Origin of the sequence: Pseudomonas protegens (assembly GCF_003732485.1) — a bacterium.
Taxonomy (GTDB): domain Bacteria; phylum Pseudomonadota; class Gammaproteobacteria; order Pseudomonadales; family Pseudomonadaceae; genus Aquipseudomonas; species Aquipseudomonas protegens_B.
In genome coordinates this window covers 72,158-84,283 of the sequence record NZ_MOAK01000054.1, presented here as the reverse complement: position 1 = coordinate 84,283, position 12,126 = coordinate 72,158, and the positions used below count along the sequence as shown (strand labels likewise).

The window sequence follows — 12,126 nt, the reverse complement described above, 5'->3', positions numbered from 1 at the left end:
AAGCAGATCGCCGAGCAAAGCGCCGCCACCGCGGAAATGCTCAGCGCCATGGCCCTGGCCACTCAGTTGGCCAAGCTGGAAGGCAATGCGGTGGTGTCGTCGCTGCACTACGCCAATAACGAAGTGAATTTCAACGGCCAGAAGATGACCGTCGAGCAGTTCGTTGGTTTTGTCATGAGCAAAATGGGCGGCGCTGGCGCCCTGCAGTAAGCCCTAAGTGGGGGCGTCTTTGGCGCCCTGCGACCACGAAGCCCAACGCCCGGCGCTGTTCAACAGCCCGGGCGTTTTGCTGTCTGGAGAGTGGTTGTCATGCGGTTTTTGCGCCTCAGTCCTGAGGATGTACGGCAGGCGTCGCTGATGGTTGAGCTGCCGCCAAGGGCGATTCATTGATACTCGCGGGGAGTGGGATATTCCTGTTCTTGCGGAATCAGGCTGTGGGCGCCGTCCAAATCACCTTGCTGAATGAGCCGATGGATCGAGTGGGCCAGGGGCGTGACATCGGTGATGCGCTTGATCCACTGGTTCACATACAACTGTACGGCCTCCTTGCTCAGGCCAATCTGGATTGCCCGGTGTTCCTGGGGCCGCAGGTACAGATCGCGCTCCGGGTCCCATTGAATCCGCACCGGCGACTGGTCTTTCAACTTCAACCACTCTTCCTTGCTCACGGACTCGTCCGCATGGCTCAGGCAGCCATGGGCCAGGGCCCATTCGAAACCTTCGCGGCTGATGTCGATGGCCAGGATGCGGGTCTGTCCGGCGTCTTTGTAGCCCCAGCCAGCGCGGTACATCATCCACAGGAAAGACGGCTTTATCCAGGTCATGCGCTCCATCTTGAAGGGGGGGGAAACGAAGGTGCCGTGGGCCAGGGCGGCATCGGCAATGCTGTCGGAGTAGGCCTGGTAGACGCGAATGGTGTCGGCGTCGTAGAGCGCCCGGATCTGGCGCTGGGGGAGTTCTGTTGCGGGTTTATGCATGGCATTTCCTTATGAAAAGCGGGCGGCCGGGAAGCCGCCCTGGGGTGGATAGAGTACGGCCTGTCAGTGAGCGTGTCGCCGGCCGCGATGGGCATGGGCACTCAGCTGACTGTATTTCCAGGTGTTTACCCAGGGGGCTTTTGGCTATCGGCCGGCTAGCCTGTATGTACATTTGTAAATACGAAATTGCTCATGTACGTTGAATGGGACGAGGCCAAGAACCACGCCAACATCCTCAAGCACGGTATCGATTTCAACGATGCCGTGCTGATGTTCCAGCGTCCGGTGCTGTCCTTGCGCGATGAGCGCCTGGACTACGGCGAGGAGCGCTGGATCAGCCTCGGTTGGATCAGGGCCCTGGTGGGCGTGGTGGTCCATACCGAGCGGCGAGGCCAAGCGATGCGCATCATCTCGGCGCGAAAAGCCACTAAGCGGGAGGCTAAATATTATGTCCAACGGATCGAAAACTGACTGGGATCGCCTGGCGAAAACCGATGACCAAGGAATCGACACCACAGATATCCCTGAACTGGATGACGACTTTTTCCGTCGCGCCGAAGTGCATCTGCCGGGCAAGAAGGCCGTGACCATCCGCCTGGATGCCGATGTGCTGGCGTGGTTCAAGGGCCAGGGCGCGGGTTACCAGACGCGGATCAACCAATTGCTGCGCCAGTACATGCAGGCCCATCAGGGCTGAGGTCTGCGCATCATTTCAGGAGGCGGGCGGGTGGCCCGCCGCCCTTTCAGGCCGGCCGTGAACTGTGCTCGCTATTGCGGTCGGGCTCTGAAATATCCATTTACAATTACCCCGTCCTCAAGCTCAATCTCTCCCGCGCCGCGCACAAAGCGGCGCGCTCTTTCGTGCAGGCTATAGTCTTGTGGCCCCCTCGATCTCATCAGCAAAAAGGTGCTTTCGTATGTCTCGCTTTGCCTCCCGCAATACTTGGCTGGCCGCTGGTGCCGTGCTGCTGTGCCTGCAGTTTCCCGTGCAGGCCCAGGAGCGTTTCACCCTGAATATCCCCGGGGTCTCGGATGACCGGCTGTTCACCACCGGCAACGCCAGTGATGCCAAGGGCTGTGGCGGGCACAACAACTCCCCTGCCTTGAACTGGACCGCGGGCCCCACCGGTACCTTGAGCTACGCCATCGTCATGCACGACCCGGACGGCGCCAAGGGCCAGGGAGTGGATCACTGGGTGCATTACGGCATCAAGTCCAGCACTCGGCAGATTCCCGCCGGAGCTGGCACCAAGTCGACTCTGGAAGGTGTGGGCGGGCTCAACAGTCGTAACGGCACCGCCTACATGGGGCCATGCCCGCCCGTGGGCGACAGCGCGCACCATTACATCATCCAGATCTACGCCCTGGACCTGGCGCCGGATGCCCTGCCTGCCGGGCTGACCCGGGCTCAGTTGCTGGAGAAGATCAACGGTCACGTGTTGCGTAACAGCAGTGTGGTGCGCCGCTACTCCCGCTAAGAAAAAATAATTTTGCGGGCTTAACCCGAATCGCCAAGGGGCTTCGTCTGAAGGGGGGAATGGATCATTTCTTCTCGAGGTCAGCCCCCATGTCCCTTCCTCTGCATTTTCTTCGTCCGGCCGCCCAGGGTTTCGCCGCCGGTCTGTTGCTGGCGGTTGCCGGCTGTGGTGTGTCGTCCAAGCCCGAATCCGCCGCCGGGTCGTCAACCCAGGGAGCATTGCAGGCTGAGCCTGAAGCGCAGTACGAGGCGCAACCCGCCGATGCCGTCATGACCAAGCGCGTGGCGCATCCCATGAGGTTGTCGGCACCGATGCCGGCGCCCATCGCCGCCCGTGATTCGATCATGGCCGGCTACCGTGACGAGGCCCGTGAGCAGTACCAGAAACTGCCGGACAACCCGATCCACAGCGTTGCCCAAGCACCGGTCTCCACCTTCAGCGCCGACGTCGATACCGGCGCCTATGCCAACGTCCGCCGTTTGCTCAACCAGGGCAGCCTGCCGCCGGAAGGCGCGGTGCGCCTGGAGGAACTGGTCAACTACTTCCCCTACGATTACGCCCTGCCCACGGACGGCTCGCCCTTTGGCGTGACCACCGAGCTGGCGCCTTCACCCTGGAACCCTCACACCCGCTTGCTGCGCATCGGTATCAAGGCCTCGGATCGCGCGGTGGCGGAGCTGGCCCCGGCCAACCTGGTGTTCCTGGTGGATGTCTCCGGTTCCATGGATCGCCGTGAAGGCCTGCCCCTGGTGAAAAGCACCCTCAAGCTGCTGGTGGATCAACTGCGGGATCAGGACCGGGTGTCGCTGGTGGTCTACGCCGGTGAATCGCGGGTGGTGCTGGAGCCCACGTCCGGTCGTGACAAGGCGAAGATCCGCACTGCCATCGACCAGCTCACCGCAGGTGGTTCCACGGCGGGCGCCTCGGGTATCCAGCTGGCCTACCAGATGGCCCAGCAGGGTTTTATCCCCAAGGGCATCAACCGCATCCTGTTGGCCACCGACGGCGACTTCAACGTCGGCGTCAGCGACTTCGACAGCCTCAAGGCCATGGCCGCCGAGAAGCGCAAGAGCGGTGTATCCCTGACCACCCTGGGGTTCGGTGTGGATAACTACAACGAGCACCTGATGGAGCAACTGGCCGATGCCGGTGACGGCAACTACGCCTACATCGACAACCTGCGCGAAGCGCGCAAGGTCCTGGTGGACCAGCTCAGTTCGACCCTGGCAGTGGTGGCCAAGGACGTGAAGCTGCAAGTGGAGTTCAACCCGGCCCAGGTCAGCGAATACCGCCTGCTGGGTTATGAGAACCGTGCCCTCAAGCGTGAAGACTTCAGCAATGACAAGGTCGACGCCGGGGAAATCGGTGCCGGGCATACGGTTACTGCGCTGTATGAAATCGTCCCGGCTGGCGAGAAGGGCTGGCTGGAGCCGCTGCGTTACACCCAGGCCAAGGCGCCGGAACAGAGTGGCAAGAATGGCGAACTGGCGATGCTGCGGGTGCGCTACAAGGCACCGGAAGGTGGCAGCAGCCGCTTGATCGAACGGCCGATCAGCGCGCAGCAGCCGGCTAAACTGGCCGAGGCCAGCCCCGACCTGCGCTTCGCCGCTGCGGTGGCGGCGTTTTCCCAGCAACTCAAGGACGGCCGCTACACCGGCAACTTCAGCCTGACCGACACCGCCAAGCTGGCCCGCAGCGCCAAGGGCGACGATCCTTACGGGCTGCGGGGCGAGTTCGTGCAACTGGTGGAACTGGCGCAAAGTCTGCAAACTCAGGCACCGAAAACCCAGGCTGGGAATGCCGCCCAGGTCGAGGCTCAGCCGGTGGACATGAGCCAAGTGCAGAGCCGCCTTGAATAGACCCATAACGAGCAGTGAACAGGAGTTCATCCGCCCTATGTCTGCTCCCCAAGTGTCCACCGATGCCAGCAGCGATGAAGCGCTGCTGGCGCGTTATCGCGCCGGAGAGGCTGCGGCTTTCGAGGTGCTGTATCAGCGCCACCGACAGGGCCTGTATCGCTTTGTGCTGGGCCTGTGCGGCAAGGCCGAGCTGGCGCAAGAGATCTACCAGGAAACCTGGCTCAGCCTGATCCGCAGTGCCAGCCAGCCCCAGGGCCGGGCCAGCTTTCGCACCTGGCTGTATCAGATTGCTCGCAACCGGCTGATCGACTACTGGCGCAAGCACGGCCAGCGCAACCTGCTGCACGACAGTTACGACGAACAACTGCACGGCGAAACCGATCACGCTCCCGGTCCCGAACAGCAACTGAGCCTGTGTCGCGACCAGCAGCGAATCGAAGCCGCCTTGCAAGACTTGCCCGAAGACCAGCGCGAAGTGTTCCTGCTGCGGGCCCACGGCGACCTGGAACTGCCAGAGATCGCCAGCCTGACCCAGGCGCCGCTGGAAACGGTGAAAAGCCGTTTCCGCTACGCGCTGAAAAAATTGCGTCGGCTCCTGGCCGAGGAGGTACTCACATGACTGACGCCCGACAGACCCCATCAGCCGAAGAGCAGATGCTGGCGCATATCCGCGAACACAGCGCCCAGGAGCCGCCAGCGCATCTGGATGCCCTGATCCTGGCCACCGCGCGCCGCGAAGCCCCTGCGCCCAAGCCGAGTCTTTGGCAGCGCTGGATGCGCGCCTGCCAACGGCCGCGCTATCAACTGGCCTTTGCCAGCCTGTTTGGCGTGGCGCTGGTCATCGGTTTGCTGCGGCCTTCCCCGGAGCACTATCCACAAGAGCAGGCCTTTGTCCCCGAGCCCGTTCCCGCTCCTGCTGCGCCCATGGCACGCTTGGCTGCGCATTCCACCGAGCTGGCCGGGGCCTTGAGTGCCCCGGCGCCTGCCGCCCCTGCGCCCATGGATCCTGCGGCCCCTGTCGGCAGTTTTGCCGCGGCGCCACAGATGGAAGCGTTCAGCGACCAAGCGCCGCCTGCGATGGCCAAGCCCAGGGCCGAGTCGAGCAGGATGGCCAAGCGCATGTCGGCCGCGGTCGAGCCCCGGACGCTCCAGCGGCTGGATGAGCAACTACAGACGGTATTGCGTCTGTGGGACGACGGCCAGAGCCGTGCGGCGGCCGAGCTGCTGCTCCAGCTGCATGAAAAGTATCCACAAGAGGATCTGGACGCGCGCCTGCAAGCCTTGCGTCGTCAATAACGTGCGGGGGTTGGCTGTCGCCCTGGAAAGCGCGCACTATCTGCCCAGTTTCCAGAAAGTGAGAGGCCGGTCATGGCACCCCGCATCGACCGTATAGCGGCAATGTTGAACTGCCCGATCAAGGGCGCGGATATCCGTCAGGCCATCAAGGAAAGTCGCAAGGACTTTGGCCTTGAAGAGGCTGAAGAGGGCGACGATCAAGAGGTTCAGGACGATGCCGAGCCATTGGAGCTGGGCACCAAAGCCGCCGAGGATGAATAATCCCGGCGGCTACTGGGTTCAGGTGTAAGGCAAGGCGGGCAGGTCGATGAACTCGGCGCAGGCACCGTCCGCGGTCATGCGCCGGGCCCGTTCCGGTAGCAGCCGGGCGTGGTTTTCCACTTGCCAGCGATACCAGCTCAGGCGCTGGACGATGCGCCGCCGGCAAGGCTCCGGCAGCTGCGCCAGCAGATCAGCGCTTTCGAGCGCCCAGCGGCTGCGGGTCGAGTAATAGCCGAACAGGTTTTCCCGCAGACCGAAGCAATCCTCGATGGTTTCCACAATGCTGTAGACGTAGAGCTCAAAGGCGCTGCTCAGTTGCTGTGCGCCATCGGCGTGGTCCCGCAGGTAAGCGAAAATTCCCGGCCAGTTGATGCAGTACAGGTGCTCGTCCCAATCGCCATCCCGGGTCAGGTACTGGCCCTGACCGCGAAAGAACTGGGGAATTTCCTGACGCTCCAGAGCCACTTCAAAGTTGCTTTTCATCGCGTATTCCCTTGACGTCAGTGATGCTCACGGACAGCGCCACGCATTCGATCACGCAGTCCAAGCCGATTTCCAGGCACAGGTGATAACCGGGGTTGAGGCGGGTGAGTTGGGTGCGCATGCGCCCGTCGAACCGGCTGCCACTGACTGCCAGTTCGCTGATGCCCCGGACGTTGAGCAGCAAGCTGCAATGGGTTGGGGCCTGGCTCGCCGGCCAGTTGCTAGGTACGGACAGCCGCCCCAGGGCTCCGGACAGGCACAGGCTCAGTTGTTCGCCTTGAAACACGGGGCCAGGGGTATACAGGTCATAGGGTGTGGCGGCCTCATTGAAGACCGCTCTCCAGGCCTCGCTGTTATCGATGCTGAACAGCCAGTCACGGGGACCCCGATCCATCGCCCGGCACTCTGCCAGTGAAGGTAACTGCGCGCGGGTCAGGTCTTCGTGCCACAGCTCCCGGGCCGCGATCAGCAGGCGCTGGAAGAAGTCACGGCTGTCGTCGAGCACCCCCGGCCAACTGCTGGGCCATTGATGGTCTTCGTAGTCGTCCTCGATGGGCTCCCAGACCTGTTCGAAGTCGTAGTCCGGATCATCCAGGGCCGCTTGCAGGACCTCTACCAGCCGTTGTCGATGACGGAAATTTTCCTGGGGGTAATCCCGCGCCAGCACGTAGTGGCGGATCAGGTGTTCGCGGTCTTCGGGATCATTGGGGTTGTAGCGGCTCAGTTCGGCATTGAGTGCCGCAGGCATGTCATAGCCCATGAAGCAGGTGACCCAATGATGTACTTCTGGCTCGAAGGGTGGGTTGAACGGCGGATGGTGCAGCATGGGGACCTCCTGTCCGGGGGGCTGCGAATGTAGCAAGTTGCGCCCTGCGGATACAGCTTCTGCTGACACGCCAAGAGCCCCGAGCGATGGCGCTCGGGGCTCTTGGTTGGTCGAAGGGACGGTTGCAGCGCTCATCCCGATTCAAAGGGGCGGGCGCCGAGTCGCGTCTCTCAGAGGGCGGTAATTGCCACCTGCTTTACCGCTACCGCCGGGGATACGGCGGTGAACTGTTGCAGGAGCGGCTTCCAGGTTTTCCACCAGATCGGGTCCACCAGGGTCGATGCCTGATCGTCGGTCAGAGACCACCATTCCTGTTCGCTGCGTTTATGGCCGTTGATGAACAGATGTTCTGCGGTGTAGGTCACGGTGTGGGCACCGCAGACTACGTGCTTGATCTGTGCGCCGTTGCCCAGTGCCTCGTTCATTGATGCAACATTGTGCACAGGGCTGCCATCGAGCAGCGTCCGGGTGAAGGTAGCCTTGTCCAGGTTGGCGTTGCTCAGGTTCACGTTGCTGAGGTTGCAGTCAATGAAACGAGCATTGGTCAGGTTGGCATTGCTCAGGTCCGCGCCGCGAAAATCCACGCGCTTGAAATCGCTGTCGGTCAGGTCCGCGCCACGCAGGTTCGCGCGACGAAGATCGACATCGATCCATTTGCCGTTTTCCAGGTAGGCATTGCTCAGATCGGCCTGTTGCATGTAGCAGGCGTTGAGCGAGGCGTACTGCAAAGAAGCTCCGCTCAGGTTGGTATTGGCAAAGATACAGTTGTTCAGCATGGCGCTCGAAAGGGAGGCCTTGCTCATGTTGGAGCGGCTGAACCCGGCACTGATGTTGGCGTAGTTCATGCGGACTTCACTCAGATCGGCATCCATCAGATTGGTGCTATTGAGGCTGCATTGGTTCAGATTGGCACCGCTCAGATTGATCCGATTCAGGTACGACGCCTCGATCCAGGCATGGGACAGGTCGGCGAAGGACAGATCGGTTTCTTCAAATGTGGAGTTGTACATCCTGGTTTGACGCAGGTTGGCAGAGCTCAGGTTTTCGCCCCTGAACACGTTCACATGGGTCAGGTCGATGCCATCCATATCGGCACGTTTTCCGTGTGCCGGGTTCTTCAGCCATTGCTGATGCGCTTCCAGCATTTCGGCGGCTATTTCCGGGGACGAAGGGTACTGTTGCATAGTGATTTCCTTTTCAAATTGATTGCTGGCATCGCGTCTTGGTGCGGGCAGATAAGCCTGCATGGCGTGCCAGTCGGTGCTGTGTGTCTCGCCTCCGGTATGCGCAATAGGAGCTAGACGGGACCTGTCGCGGTATTTCCTGAGCGGTACGGGCGTACGTCTACGTCGTAACGACATGAGGGGCTGACTGAGCCTGTCGGGAGAGCAGTCTTTACCTCATTCAGGGTCATGGGTGACCAGGTCAGGTAAATGTACCAACTTCTATGCATTAATCAATGCATAAATGCATATAAATTATGCATGAATATCCATTTGTGCATTAACTGCTTGATATATATGGATTTTTACTTTTGCAACAGGCGGGCATGGGGGCGGATAGAGGAGTCTTGGCGTTGTCCTTCGTGGGGAGACGCTCAGCGGGCAAACATTCCCCACCAGAACACGTGCCCGAGTATGACAATTCGCTGTTCCCGCAGCTCTTCGAAGCTGTAGGTTTCGTCCGGGTGCTCATCCCGGTTGAAGCTGCGCAAGCGGATGCCGAAGGGTAGGCGGTACAGCTGCTTCACTCGCAGTTGGCCGCGGTGGTCGAGTGCATACAGGTCGCCATCGATGATCTGGCCCAATGTTTCCCTTGAGGTATTGATGCCGACAATGGCCCCGTCGCGCAGCACTGGAAACATGCTGTTGCCGCGAGCCGTCACACATCGTGCCTGACCGGGCTCAACCTCATTGCGCAGCAGATCCTTCTTCTGAAAGCGCAGCGGTTTTTTGTGGTTGCAGCGTTCGATGGCAAACCGGCCGGAGCCCGCAGCCAGTTCCACCTCGCACAGGAAAGGCACTGCGGCCTCGTCACGCTCCGAGGTGTTGGAGTTGTCCTTGAGTTCAATGTCGGCAAGTTCGCGGGATGGCCGGGGGGGCTTCAAAGGCTGGTCGAGAAAGCCCGGTTGCAGATTGCACTCGATTTCGATCTTGCGCGCCAAGGCCTCGCCAATATTGCGCTGATGTTCGGCCCGTGCGGTAAATATCCTGGCGATATAGGACGGTTGACGGCCTATATGCTTGGCGAAATTTGCATCGATACCAGCGAAGTCGCGATCAATGATCTGGCGAATCCTGGCCCTGCGTATGTCCCTGGTATCCATGGCACGCTTCAAGTCCCTGTCCACGACGATCGAAAAACCTTATGCGAAGGTGTTCGACGCCTATTATGCATAAGTGCATTTGCCTGTGGTCAGATAAATCTGATGGATTTATCAGTACCTGCAACGGCCCAAGTCTAGGTCGTATGGTCGCCGTGGTTGATCTCGACGTTGGCTTCCACCGCGACTCCATTGAATGCACCGCGGTGTTGACCCTGTTGCAACTGCTGCAGATCACCGACACCGTCGTCCGCGACCACGTGCACACCGGCTTGCTGACGGCGCTGGACCTGGAGATCGAAGAACAGCTGAGCCCGTTCGGGGTGATGTTGAGAAAAGATGAACCGCAGAGCCGGGAGCTGGAGATTTTCTTGAACAGGCTGCGGGAGAGGGCGCGGGGGTGAGGCTGTTCTGGAAGACAGCGACGTGGCCCTGCTGGCTAGCCTGCAACTGGAAGAGGGCCGGTACCTCAAGCGCGCCACGGCGCTGTTGTTCGGCAACCAGCCTGAGCGTTTTGTCCCCGGAGCCTATATCAAGCTTGGTTTTTTTATCACTGATGACGATCTGCGTTATCAGGATGAAATTCATGGCGACCTGTTTTCCCAGGTGGAGAAGGTGCTGGAGCTACTCCACAGCAAATACCTCAAGGCATATATCCGCTACGAAGGCATTCAGCGTGTAGAGCGCTACCTGTTTCCTTTGCAGGCCCTGCGCGAAGCGCTGCTCAATGCGGTGATCCACAAGGATTACGCCAGCGGTATTCCCATCCAGATCAGTGTCTATGACCATCAGATCGTGCTCTGGAACCCTGGGCAGTTGCCTGAGCGCTGGACTCAGGAGCAATTGCTGGCCAAGCACCCTTCTCACCCTTTCAATCCGCTGTTGGCGTCGGCGTTTTTCCGTGCCGGTTACGTGGAGTCATGGGGGCGGGGGATTGAGAAAATCTTTAGTGAGTGCCGTAAGCACGGTATTGGCTCACCGTTGTTCGATATCAGTTTGTCCGGCCTGATGCTGACTTTCCGGGCCGATCCGGCCCAGTTGGTTGAAGCGCTGGGGGGAGCGGCCTTGGCGTTGCTGGAGACGACTACCCAAGAAACTACCCAAGAAACTACCCAAGAAACTACCCAAGAAACTACCCAAGAAATCAGCTCGGAAACGGTTCGAGGGCGGATCATTGTCTTGTTGCGCCAGCAACCTTCGACTACCCGGCGTGATCTGGCCAGAAGGCTTGGGCTGAGCCCTGATGGGATCAAATATCATCTGGACAAACTGCGGCTCGAAGGGGTGATCCGGCACAGGGGGCCGACTAAAGGCGGTCGTTGGGAGGTGCTTGAGTGACGGGGGGTACAGAGGAGGATCAAACCCCAGGCAAACAAAAAAGCCCCAGGCCATCAGACCTGGGGCTTTCTCGTTGAAGCTGGTGCACCCGGCGGGATTCGAACCCACGACCCCTGCCTTCGGAGGGCAGTACTCTATCCAGCTGAGCTACGGATGCAGTGCGGGCGACATCATACCTATGTCGACTCGAGGCGTCCACGCCGGCTTGCATCCCTTTTCCACAGCCCTTCGCAATCCCCGGAAACCCGGGCCGTAGCGGCAGTTTTTCCCGCTGCATCGGCCGTTCGGCCCAGCGCACCCTGCAGCCATATCCGTGCAGTCACGGGGCACAGGGAGGTGTGGGAGATGAATTGTTCCATGCAAGACGGTCTGCAGGCAGCGCTGGCGGACCATCTGTTCGAGGCGAGCTGGAAGGCGGTGCTCCCCGGGTTGCAGCGCCGCGCCCGGAAGCTGGCGCGGGGCAATGCCGATGGCGCCCAGGAGTGGCTGGCGGCCACGGCGATCAAGGCGCTGCTGTTCTTTCGCCGTTCGCCGGAGCGGATTCGCGACCCCCAGGGTTTTCTGTTCCTGGTCCTCGATCATGTGTTTGTCGACAGTTGCCGCCGACGGGCTCGAGAGCAGCGCCTGTTCGTGGATTTCGCCGATTTCGAAGAGGACCCATTGCAGCAGTTGGAGGCCCCGCAGATGTCGGTGCTGGAGCAGGTGGAGCTGCTGGAAACCCTGGCCCTGCTGAGTCGACGGGTGGCGCAATTGCCCCTCAAGAAGCGCCGACTGTTTGAACTGAAGTTTGTCGATGACCTGCCCTATCCACACATTGCCGCCGAGCTGGGGATGAACCAGCCCTTGGCGCGCAAGCATGTGCAGCTGTTACGGGCGGCGTTGCGTTGAAGCATCCGCAAGATTCACAGCAGGCCCGCTGGGGCGTTCTTGTTCAGTGAGCCTGTTTTCGACGCTGTAGCCGGCGCCGCCGTCCCTGCGGTGGGCCATTCCATCTAAGGAGAGATGTATGCCAGATCCAATGGTCAACTCGCAGATCACCGATGCCGTCACCCAGACCAACGTCAAGGTGGTGGCCGAAGCCCCGGCCCAGGCCATCGCCTCGTTGTATCAGGTGGCCAGCCACTCGGCGGGCCTGTCGTTGCAGAACGCGGTCAACAGCCAGCAGGCGCTCAATCAGATTTCCAACGCGGTGGTGTCCAAGGCCGTGGCGCTGATCATGGCGATCGGCGAGTAGGGCTGATCGCCCGGGAGAATCGTCATGGCGTGGTTCAAGAAGAAAACCCCA

At 60.7% G+C, this 12,126-nt stretch carries 17 protein-coding genes and 1 tRNA gene; 12 read left to right on the top strand and 6 right to left on the bottom strand.

What is annotated here, in order from left to right; all coding sequences use genetic code 11:
* Positions 1–210: DUF945 family protein (locus BLX41_RS14330; protein ID WP_123725416.1), on the top strand; the 210-nt coding region annotated here is incomplete at its 5' end.
* A gap of 173 nt (positions 211–383) precedes the next feature.
* On the opposite strand, the gene BLX41_RS14325 is transcribed toward BLX41_RS14330, so the two are convergent.
* Positions 384–977 carry a DUF4291 domain-containing protein gene (locus BLX41_RS14325; RefSeq protein ID WP_123725415.1) on the bottom strand — a complete coding sequence of 198 codons (594 nt, stop codon included), beginning with the start codon at positions 975–977 and terminating at the stop codon, positions 384–386.
* A 192-nt stretch (positions 978–1,169) separates the two neighbouring features.
* Here BLX41_RS14325 and BLX41_RS14320 point away from each other — a divergent pair, with 192 nt between their 5' ends.
* The 7 genes from BLX41_RS14320 (at position 1,170) to BLX41_RS14290 (ending at position 5,871) form a co-directional block, all read left to right on the top strand.
* The gene (locus BLX41_RS14320; protein WP_123725414.1) at positions 1,170–1,448 is read left to right on the top strand and encodes a BrnT family toxin; all 279 of its coding nucleotides are present in this window, start codon (positions 1,170–1,172) and stop codon (positions 1,446–1,448) included.
* Entirely contained in the window at positions 1,426–1,674 is a 249-nt protein-coding gene (locus BLX41_RS14315) for a BrnA antitoxin family protein (protein WP_123725413.1), read from the top strand. The genes BLX41_RS14320 and BLX41_RS14315 overlap by 23 nt, the downstream gene beginning before the upstream one ends.
* A gap of 220 nt (positions 1,675–1,894) precedes the next feature.
* Positions 1,895–2,455 carry a YbhB/YbcL family Raf kinase inhibitor-like protein gene (locus BLX41_RS14310; protein ID WP_123725412.1) on the top strand — a complete coding sequence of 187 codons (561 nt, stop codon included), beginning with the start codon at positions 1,895–1,897 and terminating at the stop codon, positions 2,453–2,455.
* A gap of 89 nt (positions 2,456–2,544) precedes the next feature.
* Positions 2,545–4,314 carry a vWA domain-containing protein gene (locus BLX41_RS14305; RefSeq protein ID WP_123725411.1) on the top strand — a complete coding sequence of 590 codons (1,770 nt, stop codon included), beginning with the start codon at positions 2,545–2,547 and terminating at the stop codon, positions 4,312–4,314.
* A gap of 37 nt (positions 4,315–4,351) precedes the next feature.
* The gene (locus BLX41_RS14300) at positions 4,352–4,933 is read left to right on the top strand and encodes an RNA polymerase sigma factor (RefSeq protein ID WP_123725410.1); all 582 of its coding nucleotides are present in this window, start codon (positions 4,352–4,354) and stop codon (positions 4,931–4,933) included.
* Positions 4,930–5,610 carry a hypothetical protein gene (locus BLX41_RS14295; protein WP_123725409.1) on the top strand — a complete coding sequence of 227 codons (681 nt, stop codon included), beginning with the start codon at positions 4,930–4,932 and terminating at the stop codon, positions 5,608–5,610. Before BLX41_RS14300 ends, BLX41_RS14295 begins: the two co-directional genes overlap by 4 nt.
* A gap of 72 nt (positions 5,611–5,682) precedes the next feature.
* Positions 5,683–5,871, top strand: coding sequence for a hypothetical protein (locus BLX41_RS14290; protein WP_123725408.1), 189 nt, complete (start codon positions 5,683–5,685; stop codon positions 5,869–5,871).
* A gap of 18 nt (positions 5,872–5,889) precedes the next feature.
* Here BLX41_RS14290 and BLX41_RS14285 read toward each other — a convergent pair whose 3' ends face one another.
* From BLX41_RS14285 to BLX41_RS14270, 4 genes are all read right to left on the bottom strand, one after another.
* A complete protein-coding gene (locus BLX41_RS14285; RefSeq protein ID WP_123725407.1) occupies positions 5,890–6,354 on the bottom strand; it encodes a hypothetical protein in 465 nt (154 codons plus the stop codon).
* Positions 6,338–7,180 carry a hypothetical protein gene (locus tag BLX41_RS14280; protein WP_123725406.1) on the bottom strand — a complete coding sequence of 281 codons (843 nt, stop codon included), beginning with the start codon at positions 7,178–7,180 and terminating at the stop codon, positions 6,338–6,340. Before BLX41_RS14280 ends, BLX41_RS14285 begins: the two co-directional genes overlap by 17 nt.
* 170 nt (positions 7,181–7,350) lie before the next feature.
* Entirely contained in the window at positions 7,351–8,364 is a 1,014-nt protein-coding gene (locus tag BLX41_RS14275) for a pentapeptide repeat-containing protein (RefSeq protein ID WP_185073559.1), read from the bottom strand.
* A gap of 413 nt (positions 8,365–8,777) precedes the next feature.
* Positions 8,778–9,506, bottom strand: coding sequence for a S24 family peptidase (locus tag BLX41_RS14270; RefSeq protein ID WP_123725404.1), 729 nt, complete (start codon positions 9,504–9,506; stop codon positions 8,778–8,780).
* 143 nt (positions 9,507–9,649) lie between these two features.
* Here BLX41_RS14270 and BLX41_RS14265 point away from each other — a divergent pair, with 143 nt between their 5' ends.
* Positions 9,650–9,907, top strand: coding sequence for a hypothetical protein (locus BLX41_RS14265; RefSeq protein WP_123725403.1), 258 nt, complete (start codon positions 9,650–9,652; stop codon positions 9,905–9,907).
* A 22-nt stretch (positions 9,908–9,929) separates the two neighbouring features.
* The gene (locus tag BLX41_RS14260) at positions 9,930–10,841 is read left to right on the top strand and encodes an ATP-binding protein (protein WP_259744912.1); all 912 of its coding nucleotides are present in this window, start codon (positions 9,930–9,932) and stop codon (positions 10,839–10,841) included.
* Between the two features lie 80 nt (positions 10,842–10,921).
* On the opposite strand, the gene BLX41_RS14255 is transcribed toward BLX41_RS14260, so the two are convergent.
* Positions 10,922–10,998, bottom strand: a tRNA-Arg gene (locus BLX41_RS14255).
* 200 nt (positions 10,999–11,198) lie between these two features.
* Between BLX41_RS14255 and BLX41_RS14250 the strand changes: the two genes are divergently transcribed.
* Positions 11,199–11,729, top strand: a complete 531-nt coding sequence (locus BLX41_RS14250) for an RNA polymerase sigma factor (RefSeq protein ID WP_185073557.1) — start codon at positions 11,199–11,201, stop codon at positions 11,727–11,729.
* A 118-nt stretch (positions 11,730–11,847) separates the two neighbouring features.
* Positions 11,848–12,075, top strand: a complete 228-nt coding sequence (locus tag BLX41_RS14245) for a RebB family R body protein (RefSeq protein WP_011058560.1) — start codon at positions 11,848–11,850, stop codon at positions 12,073–12,075.
* Positions 12,076–12,126: the final 51 nt, after the last annotated feature.

Excerpts from the sequence above, each read along its gene's own strand:
- BLX41_RS14320 (WP_123725414.1), top strand. The coding sequence starts at position 1,170 with ATGTACGTTGAATGGGACGAGGCCAAGAACCACGCCAACATCCTCAAG.
- BLX41_RS14325 (WP_123725415.1), bottom strand. The coding sequence starts at position 977 with ATGCATAAACCCGCAACAGAACTCCCCCAGCGCCAGATCCGGGCGCTC.
- BLX41_RS14305 (WP_123725411.1), top strand. The coding sequence starts at position 2,545 with ATGTCCCTTCCTCTGCATTTTCTTCGTCCGGCCGCCCAGGGTTTCGCC.
- BLX41_RS14250 (WP_185073557.1), top strand. The coding sequence starts at position 11,199 with ATGCAAGACGGTCTGCAGGCAGCGCTGGCGGACCATCTGTTCGAGGCG.
- BLX41_RS14285 (WP_123725407.1), bottom strand. The coding sequence starts at position 6,354 with ATGAAAAGCAACTTTGAAGTGGCTCTGGAGCGTCAGGAAATTCCCCAG.
- BLX41_RS14280 (WP_123725406.1), bottom strand. The coding sequence starts at position 7,180 with ATGCTGCACCATCCGCCGTTCAACCCACCCTTCGAGCCAGAAGTACAT.
- BLX41_RS14315 (WP_123725413.1), top strand. The coding sequence starts at position 1,426 with ATGTCCAACGGATCGAAAACTGACTGGGATCGCCTGGCGAAAACCGAT.
- BLX41_RS14275 (WP_185073559.1), bottom strand. The coding sequence starts at position 8,364 with ATGCAACAGTACCCTTCGTCCCCGGAAATAGCCGCCGAAATGCTGGAA.
- BLX41_RS14245 (WP_011058560.1), top strand. The coding sequence starts at position 11,848 with ATGCCAGATCCAATGGTCAACTCGCAGATCACCGATGCCGTCACCCAG.
- BLX41_RS14290 (WP_123725408.1), top strand. The coding sequence starts at position 5,683 with ATGGCACCCCGCATCGACCGTATAGCGGCAATGTTGAACTGCCCGATC.
- BLX41_RS14300 (WP_123725410.1), top strand. The coding sequence starts at position 4,352 with ATGTCTGCTCCCCAAGTGTCCACCGATGCCAGCAGCGATGAAGCGCTG.
- BLX41_RS14295 (WP_123725409.1), top strand. The coding sequence starts at position 4,930 with ATGACTGACGCCCGACAGACCCCATCAGCCGAAGAGCAGATGCTGGCG.
- BLX41_RS14310 (WP_123725412.1), top strand. The coding sequence starts at position 1,895 with ATGTCTCGCTTTGCCTCCCGCAATACTTGGCTGGCCGCTGGTGCCGTG.
- BLX41_RS14270 (WP_123725404.1), bottom strand. The coding sequence starts at position 9,506 with ATGGATACCAGGGACATACGCAGGGCCAGGATTCGCCAGATCATTGAT.
- BLX41_RS14265 (WP_123725403.1), top strand. The coding sequence starts at position 9,650 with ATGGTCGCCGTGGTTGATCTCGACGTTGGCTTCCACCGCGACTCCATT.